21 protein-coding genes are annotated in these 18281 nt (G+C 62.3%); 7 read left to right on the forward strand and 14 right to left on the reverse strand.

Features of this window, described 5'->3' with window-relative positions; translation table 11 throughout:
• Positions 1-23 precede the first annotated feature (23 nt).
• Entirely contained in the window at positions 24-1400 is a 1377-nt protein-coding gene (gene cysS / locus ACFIQF_RS14380) for a cysteine--tRNA ligase (protein WP_393943868.1), read from the reverse strand.
• 232 nt (positions 1401-1632) lie between these two features.
• Here cysS and ACFIQF_RS14385 point away from each other — a divergent pair, with 232 nt between their 5' ends.
• The 5 genes from ACFIQF_RS14385 (at position 1633) to ACFIQF_RS14405 (ending at position 5518) form a co-directional block, all read left to right on the forward strand.
• Complete coding sequence (locus tag ACFIQF_RS14385) at positions 1633-2217, forward strand: tetratricopeptide repeat protein (protein WP_393943869.1); 585 nt, start codon at positions 1633-1635, stop codon at positions 2215-2217.
• 424 nt (positions 2218-2641) lie between these two features.
• On the forward strand, positions 2642-3226 hold the full coding sequence (locus ACFIQF_RS14390) for a peptidylprolyl isomerase (RefSeq protein ID WP_393943871.1): 585 nt from the start codon (positions 2642-2644) through the stop codon (positions 3224-3226).
• 72 nt (positions 3227-3298) lie between these two features.
• Positions 3299-3805 (forward strand): peptidylprolyl isomerase, encoded by a 507-nt coding sequence (locus tag ACFIQF_RS14395; RefSeq protein ID WP_393943873.1) that lies wholly within the window; start codon positions 3299-3301, stop codon positions 3803-3805.
• Positions 3806-3817: 12 nt separating this feature from the next.
• Positions 3818-4681 carry a UDP-2,3-diacylglucosamine diphosphatase gene (locus tag ACFIQF_RS14400; protein ID WP_393943874.1) on the forward strand — a complete coding sequence of 288 codons (864 nt, stop codon included), beginning with the start codon at positions 3818-3820 and terminating at the stop codon, positions 4679-4681.
• Positions 4682-4684: 3 nt separating this feature from the next.
• On the forward strand, positions 4685-5518 hold the full coding sequence (locus tag ACFIQF_RS14405; protein ID WP_393943875.1) for a M90 family metallopeptidase: 834 nt from the start codon (positions 4685-4687) through the stop codon (positions 5516-5518).
• Positions 5519-5522: 4 nt separating this feature from the next.
• Here ACFIQF_RS14405 and ACFIQF_RS14410 read toward each other — a convergent pair whose 3' ends face one another.
• Together ACFIQF_RS14410 and ACFIQF_RS14415 are read right to left on the reverse strand one after the other, a co-directional pair.
• Positions 5523-6182, reverse strand: a complete 660-nt coding sequence (locus tag ACFIQF_RS14410; protein WP_393943876.1) for an alpha/beta hydrolase — start codon at positions 6180-6182, stop codon at positions 5523-5525.
• Between the two features lie 79 nt (positions 6183-6261).
• Complete coding sequence (locus tag ACFIQF_RS14415) at positions 6262-6819, reverse strand: NADPH-dependent FMN reductase (RefSeq protein WP_393943878.1); 558 nt, start codon at positions 6817-6819, stop codon at positions 6262-6264.
• Between the two features lie 249 nt (positions 6820-7068).
• Here ACFIQF_RS14415 and ACFIQF_RS14420 point away from each other — a divergent pair, with 249 nt between their 5' ends.
• Positions 7069-7707, forward strand: coding sequence for a CDGSH iron-sulfur domain-containing protein (locus ACFIQF_RS14420; protein ID WP_393943880.1), 639 nt, complete (start codon positions 7069-7071; stop codon positions 7705-7707).
• Positions 7708-7728: 21 nt separating this feature from the next.
• Here the strand turns inward: ACFIQF_RS14420 and ACFIQF_RS14425 are convergent, their stop codons facing one another.
• The 3 genes from ACFIQF_RS14425 to ACFIQF_RS14435 form a co-directional block, all read right to left on the reverse strand.
• Complete coding sequence (locus tag ACFIQF_RS14425; RefSeq protein WP_393943882.1) at positions 7729-9363, reverse strand: ArnT family glycosyltransferase; 1635 nt, start codon at positions 9361-9363, stop codon at positions 7729-7731.
• 3 nt (positions 9364-9366) lie between these two features.
• Positions 9367-9951: a phosphatase PAP2 family protein gene (locus ACFIQF_RS14430; RefSeq protein WP_393943884.1), complete on the reverse strand. Its 585-nt coding sequence runs from the start codon at positions 9949-9951 to the stop codon at positions 9367-9369.
• A gap of 220 nt (positions 9952-10171) precedes the next feature.
• On the reverse strand, positions 10172-10903 hold the full coding sequence (locus tag ACFIQF_RS14435; protein WP_393943886.1) for an ABC transporter ATP-binding protein: 732 nt from the start codon (positions 10901-10903) through the stop codon (positions 10172-10174).
• 79 nt (positions 10904-10982) lie between these two features.
• Between ACFIQF_RS14435 and ACFIQF_RS14440 the strand changes: the two genes are divergently transcribed.
• Positions 10983-11594, forward strand: a complete 612-nt coding sequence (locus ACFIQF_RS14440; RefSeq protein ID WP_393943888.1) for an arylesterase — start codon at positions 10983-10985, stop codon at positions 11592-11594.
• Positions 11595-11663: 69 nt separating this feature from the next.
• On the opposite strand, the gene ACFIQF_RS14445 is transcribed toward ACFIQF_RS14440, so the two are convergent.
• From ACFIQF_RS14445 to ACFIQF_RS14480, 8 genes are all read right to left on the reverse strand, one after another.
• Positions 11664-12911: a PLP-dependent transferase gene (locus tag ACFIQF_RS14445; RefSeq protein ID WP_393943890.1), complete on the reverse strand. Its 1248-nt coding sequence runs from the start codon at positions 12909-12911 to the stop codon at positions 11664-11666.
• A 76-nt stretch (positions 12912-12987) separates the two neighbouring features.
• Positions 12988-14364 (reverse strand): tRNA adenosine(34) deaminase TadA, encoded by a 1377-nt coding sequence (tadA, locus tag ACFIQF_RS14450; RefSeq protein WP_393943892.1) that lies wholly within the window; start codon positions 14362-14364, stop codon positions 12988-12990.
• Positions 14365-14437: 73 nt separating this feature from the next.
• The gene (locus ACFIQF_RS14455; RefSeq protein ID WP_393943894.1) at positions 14438-14692 is read right to left on the reverse strand and encodes a hypothetical protein; all 255 of its coding nucleotides are present in this window, start codon (positions 14690-14692) and stop codon (positions 14438-14440) included.
• Between the two features lie 31 nt (positions 14693-14723).
• Complete coding sequence (locus ACFIQF_RS14460; protein WP_393944183.1) at positions 14724-15353, reverse strand: FMN-binding negative transcriptional regulator; 630 nt, start codon at positions 15351-15353, stop codon at positions 14724-14726.
• A 157-nt stretch (positions 15354-15510) separates the two neighbouring features.
• Positions 15511-16419, reverse strand: a complete 909-nt coding sequence (locus ACFIQF_RS14465; protein WP_393943896.1) for an ADP-ribosylglycohydrolase family protein — start codon at positions 16417-16419, stop codon at positions 15511-15513.
• Positions 16416-16991, reverse strand: a complete 576-nt coding sequence (gene ybiA, locus ACFIQF_RS14470) for a riboflavin biosynthesis intermediates N-glycosidase (RefSeq protein ID WP_393943898.1) — start codon at positions 16989-16991, stop codon at positions 16416-16418. The genes ACFIQF_RS14465 and ybiA overlap by 4 nt, the downstream gene beginning before the upstream one ends.
• A 32-nt stretch (positions 16992-17023) precedes the next feature.
• A complete protein-coding gene (locus ACFIQF_RS14475) occupies positions 17024-17629 on the reverse strand; it encodes an HAD family hydrolase (protein WP_393943899.1) in 606 nt (201 codons plus the stop codon).
• A complete protein-coding gene (locus ACFIQF_RS14480) occupies positions 17626-18186 on the reverse strand; it encodes an RNA 2'-phosphotransferase (RefSeq protein WP_393943900.1) in 561 nt (186 codons plus the stop codon). The genes ACFIQF_RS14475 and ACFIQF_RS14480 overlap by 4 nt, the downstream gene beginning before the upstream one ends.
• Between the last annotated feature and the right edge of the window lie 95 nt (positions 18187-18281).

Here is an 18281-nt window from a genome sequence, read left to right on the forward strand (position 1 = left end):
GATTGGTCAAAATGCGGCCTGCCTTACTGCGTCACCGTCCAGGTGGTGCCCTGGGCGGAATCTTTCAGCTCCACGCCCTGCGCCAGCAGCGCTGCGCGGATGCGGTCTGATTCGGCATAGTTCTTGGCGGCCTTGGCGGCTGCACGCAGCGCAATCTGCTCTTCAATATAGGCAGCATCCACGCTGGCACCGGCTTGCAAGAAAGTGGCCGGATCGGCTTGCAACAAGCCCAGCACACCGCCCAGCGCCTTGAGCAAACCAGCCAGCTCGGCCGATTTGCTGCGGTTGACCTCGGCGGCCAGCTCAAACAGCACAGCTACGGCATCAGGCGTGCCAAAGTCTTCATTCATCGCGGCCTGGAAGCGCGCTGCATAAGCGTTGCCCCAGTCAATCTGCACATCGGCCGCTTGTACCAGGCTCAGGGCCGTGTACAGGCGCTTCAAGGCGCTGCGGGCGTCGTCCAAGTGCACATTGCTGTAGTTCAAGGGGCTGCGGTAGTGGCTGCGCACCACAAAGAAACGCACGGTTTCGGCGTCGTATTCCTTGAGCACGTCGCGGATGGTGAAGAAGTTGCCCAGCGACTTGGACATTTTTTCGTTGTCCACGTTGATGAAGCCGTTGTGCATCCACACCTTGGCCAGCGCCTTGCCGTGTGCGCCTTCGCTTTGTGCGATTTCGTTTTCGTGGTGCGGAAACTGCAGATCAGCTCCACCGCCGTGAATGTCGAAAGTCTCGCCCAGCAGCGCGCAGCTCATGGCCGAGCATTCAATGTGCCAGCCTGGGCGGCCCGTGCCGTAGTCGCTAGGCCACTTGGCGCCTTCTGGCTCGGTGGGCTTTGCGCTTTTCCACAGCACAAAATCGAGCGGGTCTTGCTTGCCGTCTTGCACTGCCACGCGCTCGCCGGCCTGCAACTCGTCCAGCGATTTGCCCGAGAGCTTGCCGTAGCCGGCGAACTTGCGCACCGAGTAGTTCACATCGCCGTTGTCGGCGCGGTAGGCCAAGCCTTTGCCTTCGAGCTGGCTGATGATGGACAGCATCTGCGGCACGTATTCCGTGGCGCGTGGCTCATGTGTGGGGCGCTCGATGCCCAGCGCATCTGCATCCTGGTGCAGCGCATCGATCATGCGGTCAGTGAGGCTGCGGATGGTTTCGCCGTTTTCCACGGCGCGCTTGATGATCTTGTCCTCAATGTCCGTCACGTTGCGCACGTAGGTTATCTGGTAACCACTGGCACGCAACCAGCGCTGCACTATGTCGAACGCCACCATCGAACGCGCGTGCCCCAGGTGGCACAGGTCGTACACCGTCATGCCGCAGACGTACATGCGGACATGTCCCGGCTCAATGGGGGTAAAAGACTCCAGCGCACGCGATAGCGTGTTGTAGATACGCAGACTCATGAAAAACTAGCGAGATAATGGTTGGAATGACCGCCTGGCGGCGATCGGCAGCGCGGTGTTCACCGTGCCCGGGCTCAGCAATGGCTGCCGAACCATGTATGGTAGCCGATGCCCAAGATGCTGCCGAAAAACCGTCTGCAGGCCTCGCAGCGGCGGCACCAGCCCCTCAGCTACAATGCGCTGCAGTATAAGCCTGCAGGCCGTAAACGCGCGTGAACCGCGCTTGAAACCTATGAAGTTAGTCAGTTGCATCCCCTCTTTCCTGCTGCCCCGCGCTGCTGTGCTGGCCTTGGCACTGTTTGGCAACGCCGCCTATGCAGACGCGTACACGGCCGTGGAAAAACTGATCCAGTCGGGCCAGTCGTCGCTGGCCCTGGAGCAACTGGAAGCCAAGATCAAAGACGCGCCGCGTGATCCGCAATGGCGCTTTTTGCAAGGCGTGGCGCAAATGAACGAAGGCCAGCGCGCCCAGGCCACCGCCACTTTTGAAAAGCTGGTGCAAGAGTACCCCGAGCTGCCCGAGCCCTACAACAACCTGGCCGTGCTGTACGCGCAGAACAACGAGCTGGAAAAAGCCAGCCGCGCCCTGCAAGATGCCATCCGCGCCAACCCCAGCTACGCCACGGCGTACGAGAACCTGGGCGACATCTATATCCGCCTCGCCGAAAAAGCCTTGCAGCAAGCCAGCCAATTGGCGCCTGCGCAGCAGCCCCGCCTGCAGCCCAAGATCAGCAGCCTGCGCTTGCTGGTAACGCGTGCCCAGGCGAGCGGCAGCGCCAATGGTGCTGCCAGCGCCGAGCCGGCTGCAAAAAAATAAGGTCAACGCAGTTTTGAGGATGGCCGCCGAAGGTATGGAAACAGCGGTGCCCGCAGAAAAGCGGGCGCATGAATCAACCTCCACAATGGCGAGATGGCCGCTTAGGCGCGACGCCGTTGGCGCAATCAGTACCTGGGTACGGCAAGCCAACGCAACAAAGCATAAGCGGCCATCTCGCCACCTCAAAACGAAAACTCTCACAACCAGCACCACAACAAGCTTCGTCACTCAGCCAGATTGCCAAGGTATTTTGTGAAAATCAAAAAAATATGGCTGCCTGCCTTGAATCTGGCTGCACCTGCCCTTACCTCGGTGCAACATCTGTTTCTGCTTGCCGGCGCTTTTGCCGGCCCTCCCATCGGGTGACTCGGCGCGCTGCTGCGTGCGCGAGCCACCTGCCAACCTCGTCGATAAAGGAAAGCCCATGCCCACCAAACGACAAACCCTTTCTGCCCTGGGCGGCCTGGCATTGGCCGGCTCGCTGTTTTTTGCCGGTGCGGCGCACGCGGCCGACAACCCCAAGGTCAAGCTGGCAACCTCGATGGGTGACATCGTCGTCGAACTGAACCCGGAAAAAGCGCCCAAGACGGTGGAGAATTTTCTGCAGTACGTCAACGACAAGCACTATGACGGCACCGTTTTCCACCGCGTGATGAACGGCTTCATGATCCAGGGCGGCGGCTTTACCCCCGACATGAAGCAAAAGCCCACGCGCGCGCCTATCCCGCTGGAAGCCAAGAACGGCCTGAAGAACGACACCTACACCATTGCCATGGCCCGCACCGGCAACCCGGATTCGGCCACGTCGCAGTTCTTCATCAATGTCAAGAACAACGACTCGCTCAACGCCCCCAGCCCCGACGGCCACGGTTACGCCGTGTTCGGCAAGGTGGTGAGCGGCACCGAGGTGGTCGACAAGATCAAGGCCGTGGCCACCGGCAATGCCGGCCCACACCAAAACGTGCCCACGACGCCGGTTGTCATCAATTCGGCCAGCGTCGTCAAGTAAAACTCTCCGTAGCCTGTTCTGACGCCACGCCGCGCAGGCTCCTCCCCTTTCAACGCAACAGGAAAAAACACCATGAGCAATCCACAAGTCGAACTGCACATCAAGGACTACGGCGTGATCACGCTGGAGCTGGACGCTGACAAGGCCCCCAAGTCCACCGAAAACTTTCTGAACTACGTCAAGAGCGGCCACTACGACGGCACCATTTTCCACCGCGTGATCAACAACTTCATGATCCAAGGCGGCGGTTTTGCCTCGGGCATGGACCAAAAGCCCACGCAAGCTCCGATCGAGAACGAAGCCAAGAACGGCCTGAAGAACGACAACTACACCATCGCCATGGCTCGCACCAGCGACCCGCACTCGGCTACGGCACAGTTCTTCATCAACGTGACCAAGAACGACTTCCTCAACCACACCTCGCCCACACCTAGCGGCTGGGGCTACGCCGTGTTCGGCAAAGTGGTCAAGGGCAACGATGTGGTCGACAAGATCAAGGGCGTGAAGACCGGCTCCAAAGGCATGCACCAAGACGTGCCCAAGGAAGAAGTCGTGATCGAAAAGGCTGTGGCTCTGTAAGCAAGCCCTCGCATGGATAGCCCGTTCGCTCCCACCGCAGCCAGCAGCGCCGACACCATTCGCGCTGCACTGGCACAAACGGCTATCCAGCACCTGTCTGCGCCAGCCGCCTGGCGCAGCATCGAATTCATTTCCGATCTGCATCTGCAGCCCCAGCTGCCCAACACCTGGGCCAGCTGGCAGCGCTACCTGCAAGCGAGCACGGCAGATGCGATCTTTATCTTGGGCGATTTGTTCGAGGCCTGGGTCGGCGACGACGCCCTCGACGAAGCCGGCAGTTTTGAGGCCGAATGCGCCCAGCTGCTGCAGCAAACCAGCGCCCAGCGCGCCCTGTTTTTTATCCACGGCAACCGCGATTTTCTGATTGGCCCGCACTTCGCCGAGCGCAGCGGCATGCAGTTGCTGCCCGATCCCACTTGCCTTCACTTTGCCAGCCAGCATTGGCTTTTGAGCCACGGCGATGCGCTGTGCGTGGAAGACAGCGATTACCAGCGCTTCCGCGCCGTAGCCCGCAGCAGCGCCTGGCAGCAACAGATTCTGGCCCAGCCCTTGGCGCAAAGGCGGCAACTGGCTGGCAGCATCCGCAGTGAGAGCGAAGCGCGCAAAATGCGCGAGGTCATCACGGCCGATATCGATACCGCAGCCGCCTTGGAATGGCTGCAGCGCGCCCAGGCGCCAACGCTGATCCACGGCCACACGCACCGGCCCGCACTGCACCAGCTCGATGCTCAGCACCAGCGCCTGGTGCTGACCGATTGGGACACCGATATGGAGCCGCCGCGCGCCGAAATATTACGCATTGGTTTGCACGCCCAGCCGCAACGCATTGCGCTCAGCGCCTACTTGGCACAGCCGCCACAAGCGGCCCAAGGTTGAGCCATGGCCTGGCTGCGGCGCATAGGTTACCGCTTGCGTGCACTGTTGCGGCCGGTGCCAGAAATCCCTTCCACGCTCTGGTTGCAGGTGCTGCAAAAGCACCCGTTTCTGCAGGCCCTGTCGCTGGAAGAAAAATCCAAGCTGCGTGCGCTCAGCGCCCTGTTTCTGCGCAACAAACAATTCTCCGGAGCGCACGGACTGGTGGTGAGCGACAGCATGGCGCTGACGATTGCGGCGCAAGCCTGCGTGCCCTTGCTCTACCGTGGCGAGGCGCAAAAAGCCATCCGCGTGTATGACGATTTTGTAGGCATCGTCGTCCATCCCGGCACCATGGTGGCCGCGCGCGATGTGCACGACGAAGCCGGCCTGGTTTCGCAGCGCCGCATGATGCTCGAAGGCGAAGCCATGGAGCGCGGCCCCGTCACCCTCAGCTGGGCCGCGATTGACGAAACCCCGGCCGAGCAAACCGCCCACGGCACCTGCGTAGTGATCCACGAGTTCTGCCACAAGCTCGACATGCGCAACGGCGGCGCGGATGGCTTCCCTGCCCTGCCCGCCGGCTTTCTGGGCATGACCAGCTCCGCACAAGCGCGCCAGGCCTGGGGCAACACCTGGAGCACGGCTTACGAGCAGTTCCGCCACGCCATCACCAAGGCCGAGCGCTTTGGCGAGCCCGCGCCCTGGCTGGACAGCTATGGCGCTACCGCGCCAGCCGAGTTTTTTGCCGTGGCTTGCGAGGCCTTCTTCGTCAACCGCCGCCAGTTCGCGCAAGAATGGCCGGCGCTGGACCGCATGCTGGCCGCCTTGTTTGGCTGGCCCGAGCAAGCGCGTAACTGAGGCCTCAGCCGCGCGCCAGCGCCTGCAGCCACTGCATGCTCTCGCGCAGCTCTTGCGGGTGCAGTTGGTGGCGGCAAGGGTATTCGTGGTAGCTCAGCTCCAACGGCGTGGCTTGCAAGTGGCTGCGAATCGCATGCGCTTGCGCCAGCGGAATCACATCGTCCTCGGTGCCATGGCTCACCCAGGCTTTGTGCTCGGCCAACTGCGCTGCATCCACTTCACGCGCAGCAATCTGCGGCAGCAAACGGCTGTGCCACACCAGCACAGCACGCAGCAAAGCGGGCTGCGTCAACAGCACCGACAACGACATGATGCCGCCTTGGCTGAAGCCGCCCAGCACCACGCGCTCAGGCGGAATCTGCAGTTGTTCGCAGGCTTGCTGGCAGGCTTGCTCTACCAAAGCGCGGCTGGTTTTTTCTTGCTGATCGTCGATATTGCGGCTGCCATCCGGGTTGACGGAGAACTGGAACCAGGCGTACATGTGCGGCGCCATGGTGTAGGGCGCGCGCAAGCTGAGCACATGGAAAGCTGGCGGCACAAAGTCGGCCAGGCCAAACAGGTCTTCTTCGTTGCTGCCCACGCCGTGCATCAGCACCAGCAACCAGGGCGATGTTTCGGCAGCACTCGCCGCTTTGTACAGGTGTTGCAAAGGCAGATTCAGCATGGCTCGGTATCCTCGGGGAAAAACTTGGCTGCATGGTAGCAGCAGCCAGGCCATACATTGCCGGTGCGCTGGCTGCTCTTCAGCCTTTGGGGTGCTTGGCCACCCAGGCCAGGAACTTGTGCATGAATTTGCTCAAAAACTCATGGCTGCCTGCGCCCACATTGCCCTGCGCGTCCAGCAGCTCGTCACTCCAGCGGATAAAGCCTTCGGGCTGGCCCATGGTCGGCATGTCCAGATAAGACAGCACATTGCGCAGGTGCTGCTGCGCCATGCTGGTAGCAGGGCCGCCGCCGGATGTGCCGATGACAGCCGCCGGAATGCCCGCCCAGGCGCTGGAGCCATAGGGCCGGCTGGCCCCGTCGAGCGCGTTTTTCAGCAACGCCGGCACAGAACGGTTGTGCTCAGGCGTCACAAACAAGATGCCGCTTTTGCTGCGCACCTGGTTTTTGAGCGCCGTAAAGGCTGCCGGATAGGCATTGGCGTCGTCATCGCGGTTGTAAAAAGGCAAAGCGCTCAGATCGATCAGCTCCACCTCTGCCTCGTCCTGCACCAAGCGGGCCAAGGCCTGGGCCAGTTTGCGGTTGATCGAATCCTTGCTGTTGCTGCCAACGATGATGCCAATTGAAGGTTTTGCCATGCTGCTGCTCCCGGTTTGTGTGTGCTTGAACCAAAGCTGGTTTATAGCCCGCCGCTCCCAGATCGCCTGTAGGCCGATGCAGGCAGATGTCGGCAAATGCAAACACTGCTGCAGCCCGATTGCAAGCAAGTACCAGCCTGCCATAGGCAAAACTGACCGGGCTTTGCCGCCTGCGCTTTGTCCTACACGCATGCACCGGGCGCTGGGTTAGCGTTTTCAGCTCAGATCCCCCACGCACTCCCAAAAACCATGAGCCAAGAAATTGTGAAATCCGCCACCGTCACCATCGAGTTTGACGGCAGCCGCTGCATCCATTCGCGCAACTGCGTGCTCAACCGCCCCGACGTGTTTGTGCCCAACGTGGTCGGTGAATGGATCCACCCAGAAAAAGCCAGCACTGCCGAGGTGCTGGAAATTGCGCACAACTGCCCGTCCGGCGCCATCCAGTGCAAAGCGCCCGATGGCAGTGCGCTGGAGCAGCCGCCCATCGTCAACCTGGTGCACGTGCGCGAGAACGGGCCGCTGGCCTTTCATGCGCCGCTGCAGGTAGCCGGGCAAGACGAAGGTTTGCGCGCCACGCTGTGCCGCTGCGGCCATTCCAAGAACAAGCCGTTTTGCGACGGCAGCCACGCGCCCGCCAACTTTGTGGCCACTGGCGAGCCCGCTGCGCAAAACTCCGAAACGCTCGCCCAACGCAATGGCACGCTGACCATTGACCCCACGCCCAACGGCCCGCTGCATGTAACGGGCGCGCTGGAAGTGGTGTCAGGCACCGGCAAAACCCTCAACCGCGTGACCGATGCCTGGCTGTGCCGCTGCGGCCAGTCGCAAAACAAGCCGTATTGCGACGGCAGCCACGTAAAAGCGGGCTTTCGCAGCGACAACTGAGCGCCCGCCGCGTTCACGCGCTCAGCGCTGGGCGCGGCAAATGGCAGACGACGGGTCAATACGCCAGACGGCCGTGGGTCCTATCTGCGCCATCGGCTTTTCTGCGGCCAGCGCCGGTGCCAGTGCCGCAAACGCAGCGCGCTCGCCTACTACCCACACCACGGTTTTTGCGCATAGCTGCTCTGCAGCTTGTGGCCCCTGCAGCAGCCATTGCGAGGCCTGCTCGGGCGCCAGCTGCGCAGCATCCAACAGTTCTTTTTTCCAGTTGTCCGCCTGTTTGGCAGGATCGCTGTGCCAGTCGTCCACCACCCAGGCAGGGTACTGGGCAGGCAAGTAAAAAGGTACTTCGTAGTACAGATGGCCCAGCATCATTACGCGCTCGCCGCTATGGGCAGCCAGGGTTTTGAGGCTTTGCCACTGGGCCTTGGCGGGCACAGCCTTCGTTCCCAGGCCAACCGCCAGCACCACACACACTGCGGCAGCTACACCAATGGCGAGCCGAAACCCGCGCCAACCGCGCAGCCCCAGGCTCTCACCTTGCCCCGGTGAACCATTGGCGCGCCACACTGCGCCCCAGCAGCGCACCACCGCATAGGCCAATGGCGGCAAAGCCGGCAACACATAGCCCACAATTTTGCTCTGCGGGACAGAGAAGAACAGCAACACCACCACCGCCCAAACCAGCATGCAGCGATCCAGACTGCGCCGCGCCCAATCTGGCCCAACGGGCTGGCCGCTCGCGTGCTCCGCTGTTTTGCGCTGTTGCCACCAGCGTATTGCGGCCACCATGGCCAGCGCCGTCCAAGGCAAACCGGCCAGCAGTATCACTGCCAAATAAAACCACCAGGGCTGCGGATTGTTGAACCCAGTTTGCGTGTAGCGCTGGAAATGCTGGGTGACAAAGAAATAGTGAAAAAACCCGGGATGGCGTTGCTGCGCCAACCAGGCCCAAGGCGCAGCAATAGCCCCCGCAGCCAGCCAGGCGGGCGGATACAGCGCCAGATGCCAAGATTGCCAACGGCGCTCCCACAGCCACCAGGCGCACCACACCATGCCCGGCAGCACCATGCCAATCAAACCCTTGGCCAAAAAGCCCAGGCCGGCAAATACGCCCGCGCCTGCCATCCACCAGCGCCAAGAGGCGGAGCGCCCATATTGCACGCTGGCCCACACGGCGCAAGCCGTGCAAGCGCTCATGCAACCGGCCAGCAACATGTCCATATTGGCGTACTGCGCGGCCAGGTAGACAAACGGCAGGGTCACAAATACCAGCACCACAGCCTTCGCTTCCAGCGCTCCGGCCATGCGTTGCAGCAGCGCCAACAAGCTCATTGCGGCCAACCAGGCGCCCAGCAGCGACGGCAGGCGCGCCACCCATTCATGCACACCCAACAGCTGAAAACCCGCCGCAGCCAGCCAGTAATACAGCGGCGGCTTGTGAAAAAAAGGCAGTCCGTTGAGATGCGGAGTGACCCAGTCGCCGCTGCGCAGCATGTCCAGGGCGACCACCGCATAGCGGCCTTCATCCGGGTCGCTCAGCGGCCGCAGCCAGGCCAGTGCCAGCAGCCACAAGGCAATGCACAGCCCCCAATATGCCCAACCCTGGCTTTCCCAGCGTTTGCTGCGCACAGCCGCTGCGCTCCATAGCTGCTGCATCGATCAGTCCACCTTCACTGTGCCGGAGCCGATCACTGTGACAGCCAGAGGCCTGGGCTCGGGTTGCAACAGCAGACCGTAGCGGCTCCACAGCCATGCATAAACCGTGGCCAACAAGCCAGCCAAGGCAACGCCAGCCACAATATCGAATGGGAAATGGATGCCGCAATAAACCCGCGCCCAACCCACCAACAAGGCCACGAGCAAAGCCACGCCACCCGCCCAGCGCATAGGCTTGCGCGCCAGCATGCCAAAGGCGAGCGCAAACAAGGCACAGGCGTGAACACTGGGCAAAGAGCCGCGCACCGCATGGGGAATATAGGCTGGGCTCATGCCCACCATGAAGGGACGCGGATGCGCTAACACGACCGCCAGACGATGCCCCAGCCAGATGGAAAGCAAGCACAGCAGCACCGTGCCTGCCAGATAGACCCATTCGTCAGCGTTGCGCCAAACGTATGCCAGCATGACTGCCACCGTCAGCCAAGCGCCATAGACCGCCAACCACTGCGCGATGGCTAACAGCACCGGTTGCGGATGAAAGCCCGCAGCCATCCAAACAAAGCATTGCCAGTTGAGGTTCTCCATTGCCACACCTTGTGCTTGCAGGCCTGGCAGCAGTGGGTCTGAAACAACCCGGACTGCAGCAAGCGCTGTGGCAAGGGACTGTGGCGTTGGCGCCTTACGATTTTCTTAAAAGATTCCGGACCCCAGCTCCATTACCAAAATTTCATCTTTGGAGCGGGTGAACGCGGGCCGGTTTCCCCCGAAGCCGCCGGGGTGGCCAGCGGACTTTTCTAGCGGGCTATCACAGCGCAGACGCAGCGCTGCGGCGCTCGTCCGCCACCACCGCGCCTGCGGCAATGGTGATGGAGCGCTGGCATTGGGCGGCAATGGCGCGGTCGTGCGTCACCATCATCAAGGTGGTGCCGGCTTCGCGGTTCAGATCGAGAATCAGCTGCATCACCGCTTCGCCGGTGGCGAAATCGAGGCTGCCGGTGGGCTCGTCGGCCAGCAACACTTGGGGCTGCACCACAAAGGCCCGCGCCAGCGCCACACGCTGCTGCTCACCGCCCGAGAGCAGCTTGGGGTAATGCGCCAGGCGCTGGCCCAGGCCCACGCGCTCGAGCATTTTGGTGGCTTGCTTGCGAGCATCGCGCTGGCCCGCCAGCTCCAGCGGCAGCATCACGTTCTCCAGCGCCGTCAGATTGCCCATCAGCTGAAAGCTCTGGAACACAAAACCCATGGTGCGGGCACGCAAGGCGGCACGGGCATCTTCGTCGAGGCTGAACAAATCTTGCCCGCCCACCAACACAGTACCGGTGCTGGGCGTATCGAGCCCGGCCAGGATCGACAGCAAGGTGCTTTTGCCCGAACCCGATGCACCGACGATGGCCACGGTCTCTCCGCGTGCAATGCTAAAGTCCACCCCATGCAAGATCGTGAGCGTGCCCGTGGAATCGGTAACGGATTTTCCCAGCCCCCGGGCCACCAGCACCGCATCACCCGCTTGCGCTGCACTATGCAAAGCATCTGTCATGAAAAAGTATCTTTCCCTTAAAGTCCCAACCAGCGCCGAGCGGCGCCAGTGTTTGCGCACCATCGTAGCGGCCACACTGATGTCCTCCGCAGCTCTGGGTCTTAGCGCTGCTGCAGTGGCAGCGCCAGCGGGCGGCAATATCCTGGTGGTGGGCGATTCGATCAGCGCCGAATACGGCATCGCCCGTGGCAGCGGCTGGGTGGCCTTGCTGGAGCAAAAGCTGCAGCAAAGCAAATCGCCCTACCAGGTGGTGAACGCCAGCATCAGCGGCGACACCAGCGCGGGCGGCCGCGCCCGCTTTGCCGGCCTGCTGCAGCAACACAAACCCGCCATCGTGGTGATCGAGCTGGGCGCCAACGACGCGCTGCGCGGCCTCTCGCTGCCCAACACCCAGGCCAACCTGGCCGCCATGATTGACAGCTCGCAACAAGCCGGCGCCCAGGTGCTGCTGCTGGGCATGCAAGTGCCCCCCAACTATGGCGCCAAATACACGGCCGATTTCGCCCAGGTTTTCACCAGCCTGGCAGAGCAGAAAAAAACTGGCCTGGTGCCGTTTTTGCTCAAGGGCGTTGCCGATGTGGCGAACTTCGAAAAGAACTTCCAGGCCGACCGCATCCACCCGCTTGCCAGTGCCCACCCTACGCTGCTGGCCAACGTGTGGCCCGCGCTGCAAAAGCTGATGCAGAAGTGATCTCTGAGTGATTCAGGCCACAAAAAACGCTGCCAATCGGCAGCGTTTTTGCTTGGAAAGCTCAGGCCATCAGCCAAAAGCCTTTTGCATAGCCTGCGCCAGATCAGCCTGCAAATCGGCCGCATCTTCCAGGCCGATCGAGAAACGCACCACCGTGCCCGCTTGCAGGCTTTGTTCAGGCAGCGAGCGCATGTTGCCAATCTTGTACGGCACCACCAGGCTGATCGGGCCGCCCCAACTGTAGGCCAGCTTGAACAGACGCAGGCTTTCGCAGAACTGGTCGATCTGCGCTTGCGTGTAGCGCGGGTCGATCACCACGCTGAACAGGCCGGCAGCCGCGCCAGGCAAGCCATGCGGGCCGGTCTTGGCACCGCACAGGGCTTTCCAGTGGTTGTGGCCGGGCGAGCCTGCCAGTGCCGGATGCAGCACTTGCACGACCGCCGCTTGCAGGGCCATGAACTGAGCCAGCCCACGGGCCACGGCGTCGTGTGCGTGGTAGCGGAGCGAGATGCTGGGCAGGCTGCGCAAAATGGTTTCGACATCGTTCACACCCACGCCAAAACCCATATGCATGTGGGTGGCCTGCAGGCGGCGGTGCAGAGCGGCATCGCGTGTGGTGATGGAGCCCATCAGCACATCGCCGCCGCCGCTGGGGTATTTGGTGAGCGCGTGCGCGGACACGTCCACGCCCAGGTTGTAGGAGCCGTCGCCATCCAGATCAAAAGCATTGAAAGCCAGGCCGGCGCCCCAGGTGTTGTCGAGCGCCGTGGTGATGCCCAAATCGCGGCACAGCCGCACCAGGCCAGGTACATCGGGAAACTCCATGCTCACTGAGCCGGCGGCCTCAATCCAGACCAGGCGCGTGTTCGGCTGGATCTGGCTGGCGCAGTGCTCTACGCTCAGCGGCTGGTAGTAGCCTACGCTCACGCCGTAGCGTGCCAGCTCGCTTTCGGCAAAGCCTTTGCTCGGGCCGTACACGTTGTCGGGCAACAAGATGTGGTCGCCCGCCTTGAGCAAAGCCAGGCCCACAACCGAAATCGCGGCCAGGCCGCTGGTCACCAGCAGGCAGTGTTTGCCGCCTTCGAGCGCAGCAATGCGCTCTTCCAGAATGTAGTGCGTGGGCGTGCCGTGCAGGCCGTAGGTGAAGGCGGATTTGTCCTTCCAGTCCCAGCTGCGCATGGCTTGCACATTGGGGAAGAAGATGCTGGAAGCCTTGAAGACACCAGGCTGCGGGGCCGCAAAAGGCGCGCTGGGCTGGTAGGAATGGTGGATCAGCTCGGTCAGCGCGCTGCTCGCGGGTTTCTGTGCTTCGGTCATGGCAAAAGTCTCGGATTACGGTTTTTATGCCCGGCCATTGTGCAGCACCAGCCAAGGCGGCGCCGCCAATGCCGAATCAACGCTGCGCCGCAGTGCGGAAAAACTCTGCGTGCTGCAGCAGCGCAGCGGGGTTTTGCAAAGGCAGCCAATCGCCGCCAGCGCAGCGCTGTACCTGGCTTGGTGGCACGGGCAAAGCCTGCTCCGGCCACCAGACTGCGGCGTCGCCCCAAGAGACAAGCGTGTCGGCTGGCAATGGGGTCAGGTCAGCCGCCGCGCCCATCCAGGCCGATGCATCACGCGCCCAGGCGCGCAAGCCGGCGCGGAAACCTTTGTCGGGGAACTGCGCTTGCCATTGCGCCAAATCAGCAGGAGCCACATCCTGCATCGCACTGCTGGCAAGCGCTTGGGCTATGTCGAGCAGCGGTTTGCGCTGCACTTGTTCCAACCATTCACGGTATGCGGGCGTCATGCGCTCCGGCAGCGCGGGGTTGATCAGCCACAGCCGCGCAGCAGGCCGGCTGCGCTGCAATGCCAGCGCCAAGCGTGCTGCGTCGCCGTGCGCTGCAATCACCAGCGGCGTCTCAGAAGGCATGGCAAGCTGGGCCAGCAAATCCTGCAGCACGGCCAGCTGCCGCGCGTCATTCAACGCCACGTCTTTTTTGGGTTTGTCGCTGCGTCCAAAGCCCAGCCAATCGGGCACCAGCACCTGCTCGCCTTCGGCTTGCAAACCTGCGGCCAGGCGGCGAAACAGGCTTTGTTGCGCCGGGCTGGAAGCCAAAAGCAGCCAAGCAGGCGCGCCCGGTTGACTGGGAGCACCGCTGTCTTTCACATGCAAGCGCAGACCTTGCAAGGACGGCCAGTCGCTGTAAAAGCACGAGACGCAGGCGCAATCACAAGCCGCATCAAAACAGGTTTGCAGCGTGCGCAAAGCATCGTCTCGCAAAGGGTGTGCAGCCTTGGCTGCCACTTGCTGCGCTTGGCGGCGGCTTGCAAAAAAGCCTGTCAGCACAGCCGCCGCTTCTGCTGCCAAGACGCCGGCCGTGGTGCTGGTTTGGTGGTTGAGTTGCGGCTGCGCGAACAGGTCGATCACCGAACCCGCCGCACCGGTGCGCGGCTCGGCGGCGCCCCACACTACGCGCGGCAAACGCGCATGCAAGATGGCCCCGGCGCACATGGCGCAAGGCTCCAAAGTAACGTAGAGCGTGCAGTCTTCCAGCCGGTAGTTGCCCAGTTGGCGCGCTGCAGCGCGCAGCGCCTGGATTTCGGCATGGGCGCTCGGGTCGTGGCTGGCCACGGGCTGGTTGTAGCCGCGGCCAATGATCTGGCCATTGCGCACCACGACGGCACCCACAGGTACTTCGCCCGCTTCGGCCGCCAAGCGTGCTTGCGCCAGCGCAGCCTGCATCCAACGCTCGTCATCGAGCTGGGCGCACTGCGCCTTGCTTTCAGCCATGGGTGAGAATGCGGCGCCAGGCCGCAGACAAAGGCGCTACGAGTGCGCGATGAACACAACCCAAGCGCATGGCTCAGTTGTCCAGCTCTTGCAGGCGCTTGGCGTCTTGCTGCGCGGCCTGGTTGAGCTGGTCTTGCACCTGCTGCTGGATTTGCTGGCTTTGCTCACGCACGTTTTTGCTGGTGTCGATCTGCGGCACTTTCACGCCATCGACCGCCACCGGCGCAGGTACAGCGCCAGCCCGTGTAGCGTTGAGGTTTTGCTTCATCAGCACGGCCACAATGGCCATTACCACCAACAGTCCTGCCAATCCAAATACAGCGCGCATAAGCCCTCCTCGCAAGCACTATCAGCGCCAATTATCGCGCGGCCAGGCGCTCCATCCATTGCAGCAGTTCTTGCGCGTGGTTATTGCCCTGCGCGGCTTGCGCCGCATAAGCCGCATGTTGCGCATCGTAGGATTCGGCACGGTGCTGGTTGACCTTGAGCTTGCATTCCCACTGCAACACCTGCATGCGCATGCCCACCACGGCGGCCAGCATCTTGCGCGCGTAATCAGCGTCCAACCCGCGCCACTGCTCGGCATAGGCGGGTTCATGGTCGCCGATCAGGCATTTGAGCAAGGCGTCTTTGTCTTCCGGGTCGTCCACCAAATCTACCTGCACGCGGCAGTGCACGGCCACGTAATTCCAAGTGGGCACACGCTGCAGATCCGGGTAGACCTTGGGGGACAGGTAGCTGTGCGCACCGCGAAAAGCCACCAAGGCCTGCGCCTGGTTTTGCAGCATTTTCCAATGCGGGTTGGCGCGTGACAGGTGGCCCCACAAGGTGAGCTCACCGCCCTCGCCCGCCTGCACATGCAGCGGCAGGTAAGAGACAAAGGGAAAACCTTCGCCATCGACCGAAGTCAGCGTGGCCAGCGGATGCTCGCGCATCAGGATCAGGGCGTCGTCGAGCCGGTCGCTGGCAAACTGGCGCGGCATGTACATGCTGGGCGGAACGGCGTGGGGCTTTTGTTTTTCCATGGAGAGCACAAGAAGAATCGGCTAAGGGAACGACAAGCATAACCAAAGCCGGGGCCGCCCGGGCCGCTGTTATCGGCAGACTGCAATGCGCACCGCGCATCAATGCCAGCGGCAGGCCGGGCTACGGTTTTGGCTGCTGCGCTTGTGCCAACTGCATCGCCAGGCCGCGAATATCGCCCGCCCTGCAAAGCCGCTGCAGCCATGGTGCCGGAATGCCTTGCTCGCCCCAAAACGCGCCTGCGATCTGGCCGGTAATCGCCGCTGTAGTGTCTGCGTCGTCGCCCAGGTTGGCAGCTTCCAGCACGGCATCGCGGAAATTGTCGTGGCGCGCAAAGCACCACAAGGCCGCTTCCAGGCTGTCCACCACATAGCCCGAGCCGCGAATCTGCTCGCGCGTTTTATGCCGGTAACTGCCTTGGGCAATCTGCGCAATCTTCGGGCTGTGCAAAGGCAAGCCGCCCAAATCCAGCACTGCGGCCTTGTCCGCACCCAGCAAAGCGCGGCTCAATGCCACCGCGAACACCCGGCAAGCCTCAATGCATTCTTCGGCACCATGCGTGGTGCGCGAGCTGAGCGCCGCCATTTCTTGCACGGCGGCCTCGTCGCCGGCGTAGAACATGGCCACTGGCGCCAGCCGCATCAGCGAGCCATTGCCTGCGCTACGCGCCTCCACGCTGCCAGCCAAAGGGTCGCCGTTGCGCAGAAAACGGTTCAGTGCGGCGCTGGTGGCAATGCCGATATCGAAACAGCGCCCAGTCGAGCTCCAATGCCCTTGCTGGTACCAGCGTACATAGCGCTGCATCTGGTCCAACGGGTCGCACGCCTGCTGGGTGACCAGGCTTTCGGCCAGGCAAAGCGCCATCGAGGTGTCGTCCGTCCACTGCCCGGGCTGCAACGAGAACGGGCCGCCACCGACCATATCGACCAGCGGCGCAAAACTGCCTCGGGGCTGGAACTCCACCGTGGTGCCTACAGCATCGCCACAGGCCAGGCCCAGCAATGCTCCGTGAAAGCGATCGAGCTGGCTCATGCCAAGCCTCCGGCAAGCAGTTGCTCGCGCGCTGCCATCAAGGCAAAGCCGAGCAAGTTGCGGCCGCGCCATTGCGCAGGCTGGGTGGCGGCAGGATTGGCCGCGCCCATGCCAATGCCCCAGATACGATCACGCGGGCTGGCCTCGACCAGCACCTTGCTGCCCGTGCCCAGCAAAAACGCCCGCATGGCCTCGTTTTGGCCAAACTTGGCGACATTGCCCTGGACCACGATGTCCAGGCAGGCGGCTTGCCAGCGTTCACCATCAAAACCGCGAACGCCGCGCCCCAAGGCCTTGGCCTCTGCGGGCGTGGCGCTGGCCAAAATCTGTTGGCGCGCCGGCTCGTCGGCAAACAGCCGCGCTTTCTCGGCCATCATGTAGTGCTCCGCTGTGGCGTAGCGATCTCCGTCCACGCTGAATTCAGCCGGAAACCACTGGCTCAGGCAGCCCTTGCCCACCGAGCCGTCAGCCTCAGTCTGATGGCCCCAGAAGCACAGGTAATGGGCCTGGTAACCGGCATTGAGTGCCTGCAGCAAATCTTCTACCGATCGAAAGGAGTAGTTGGTACGCATGACAGTTTTCCTGTTCTGATTCATTGTTCTGTTTATCGCGCCAGCCACCAGTCCGCAAACGCGGCCAGGTCGGCATGGGTGGAATGCACATTCGCCAGCTCGGGGCCCACGTTCGGTGAACCACCGCTTTGGCGCAGCACCAGCGCCAAATGCATGTCGCCAGGCATGCCTTGGAAGTAAGGCAAATAGTCGTCCACAAAGGCAGCCGGGCGCAATTGCTCCAGCGCTGCAGCTTTGGGGCTGCGGCCTGCGCCTGCACTGCTGGTGGCATGTACGCTTTTTATAGGAAAGCCGTGGGCCTGCAGGTTGCGCAAGCGCGCATCTGCATATTGCGGCTGCACGGCCGAGACGCAGACCAGTTCATAGCCCGCCTGGGCGAGCTGTTGGCAAGCAGCCAGCGCGCCCGCAATGGCGGGAATGCCGGACCAGAACTGCTCGTCAAAACTGGCGCGCAGTCGGTCCAGGCGCTCGCCAGCCAAGCGCTCTACGCCCCAGCGGTCTACCGCCCAATAGGCTTGTGGATCGCGCAGCTCGGGGCGCACACCAAAAGCGCGCTCCCAGGCGCTGGCGTATGCCAGGTTGTAGTCGAGCAGAACGCCGTCTGCGTCCAGCGCAATCCGCTTGGTGTTCTGGGTCATGGCAGTACTTTCAAATAGCGTGGTGGCACCGCATCGGTCAGCCAGACGCCGTTGTCCGAGCAATAAAAGCAGTGCCCTTCTGCATGCATGGCCTGCGCGTCCACCGCCAGCAGGGCCAGTTGGCCATAGCGCCGACCCACGGTAGCGGCAACCTCTTGTTGGGCAGACAGGTGCACATGGTGGCGTTGTTGGCGTGTCAGCCCCTGCTCCAGAATGGCTGGCAGAAAGCGCGTGGCCGTGCCATGGAAAAGCTGTGCCGGCGGCTGCTGCGGCATCAAGCCCAGCTCCACTGCTATGGAATGGCCTTGGTTGGCGCGGATGCGCAAGCCGTCGTCGCTGAACGAATAGCGCTGCTTGCCGTCTGCCGCCACCACTTGCTGCAGCAGCTCCAGCCCCATCGGGTAGCGAGACTTTTGCAGGCAGGCCAGCAGCTCACGGGTTTGCGCCCAACCGGCGCTGTCAAGCCGGAGGCCGATGCTTTGCGGGCTGTGGCGCAGCACCAGGCTCAGAAACTTGCTGTGGGCGACCAAGCTGTCTTGGTTTTTCTTGTTTTTCATGGTTTTTCTCTCTCGTTTTTGTTTTGTTCTTGTTGGATTTTGTTTTGGATTTGTCTGGTTGGCCGCTTTAAGTTGTACAGAGCAACTTAAAGCAA

The sequence above is a fragment of the Comamonas trifloxystrobinivorans genome (genome assembly GCF_043359985.1).
Taxonomy (GTDB): Bacteria; Pseudomonadota; Gammaproteobacteria; order Burkholderiales; family Burkholderiaceae_C; genus Comamonas; species Comamonas trifloxystrobinivorans.

Excerpts from the sequence above, each read along its gene's own strand:
- ACFIQF_RS14475 (WP_393943899.1), bottom strand. The coding sequence starts at position 17,629 with ATGACCCAGAACACCAAGCGGATTGCGCTGGACGCAGACGGCGTTCTG.
- ACFIQF_RS14415 (WP_393943878.1), bottom strand. The coding sequence starts at position 6,819 with ATGGCAAAACCTTCAATTGGCATCATCGTTGGCAGCAACAGCAAGGAT.
- ACFIQF_RS14465 (WP_393943896.1), bottom strand. The coding sequence starts at position 16,419 with ATGAGCCAGCTCGATCGCTTTCACGGAGCATTGCTGGGCCTGGCCTGT.
- cysS (WP_393943868.1), bottom strand. The coding sequence starts at position 1,400 with ATGAGTCTGCGTATCTACAACACGCTATCGCGTGCGCTGGAGTCTTTT.
- ACFIQF_RS14480 (WP_393943900.1), bottom strand. The coding sequence starts at position 18,186 with ATGAAAAACAAGAAAAACCAAGACAGCTTGGTCGCCCACAGCAAGTTT.
- ACFIQF_RS14435 (WP_393943886.1), bottom strand. The coding sequence starts at position 10,903 with ATGACAGATGCTTTGCATAGTGCAGCGCAAGCGGGTGATGCGGTGCTG.
- ACFIQF_RS14390 (WP_393943871.1), top strand. The coding sequence starts at position 2,642 with ATGCCCACCAAACGACAAACCCTTTCTGCCCTGGGCGGCCTGGCATTG.
- ACFIQF_RS14445 (WP_393943890.1), bottom strand. The coding sequence starts at position 12,911 with ATGACCGAAGCACAGAAACCCGCGAGCAGCGCGCTGACCGAGCTGATC.
- ACFIQF_RS14460 (WP_393944183.1), bottom strand. The coding sequence starts at position 15,353 with ATGTACATGCCGCGCCAGTTTGCCAGCGACCGGCTCGACGACGCCCTG.
- ACFIQF_RS14410 (WP_393943876.1), bottom strand. The coding sequence starts at position 6,182 with ATGCTGAATCTGCCTTTGCAACACCTGTACAAAGCGGCGAGTGCTGCC.
- ybiA (WP_393943898.1), bottom strand. The coding sequence starts at position 16,991 with ATGCGTACCAACTACTCCTTTCGATCGGTAGAAGATTTGCTGCAGGCA.
- ACFIQF_RS14455 (WP_393943894.1), bottom strand. The coding sequence starts at position 14,692 with ATGCGCGCTGTATTTGGATTGGCAGGACTGTTGGTGGTAATGGCCATT.
- ACFIQF_RS14425 (WP_393943882.1), bottom strand. The coding sequence starts at position 9,363 with ATGCAGCAGCTATGGAGCGCAGCGGCTGTGCGCAGCAAACGCTGGGAA.
- ACFIQF_RS14400 (WP_393943874.1), top strand. The coding sequence starts at position 3,818 with ATGGATAGCCCGTTCGCTCCCACCGCAGCCAGCAGCGCCGACACCATT.
- tadA (WP_393943892.1), bottom strand. The coding sequence starts at position 14,364 with ATGGCTGAAAGCAAGGCGCAGTGCGCCCAGCTCGATGACGAGCGTTGG.
- ACFIQF_RS14430 (WP_393943884.1), bottom strand. The coding sequence starts at position 9,951 with ATGGAGAACCTCAACTGGCAATGCTTTGTTTGGATGGCTGCGGGCTTT.
- ACFIQF_RS14440 (WP_393943888.1), top strand. The coding sequence starts at position 10,983 with ATGTCCTCCGCAGCTCTGGGTCTTAGCGCTGCTGCAGTGGCAGCGCCA.
- ACFIQF_RS14385 (WP_393943869.1), top strand. The coding sequence starts at position 1,633 with ATGAAGTTAGTCAGTTGCATCCCCTCTTTCCTGCTGCCCCGCGCTGCT.
- ACFIQF_RS14405 (WP_393943875.1), top strand. The coding sequence starts at position 4,685 with ATGGCCTGGCTGCGGCGCATAGGTTACCGCTTGCGTGCACTGTTGCGG.
- ACFIQF_RS14395 (WP_393943873.1), top strand. The coding sequence starts at position 3,299 with ATGAGCAATCCACAAGTCGAACTGCACATCAAGGACTACGGCGTGATC.
- ACFIQF_RS14420 (WP_393943880.1), top strand. The coding sequence starts at position 7,069 with ATGAGCCAAGAAATTGTGAAATCCGCCACCGTCACCATCGAGTTTGAC.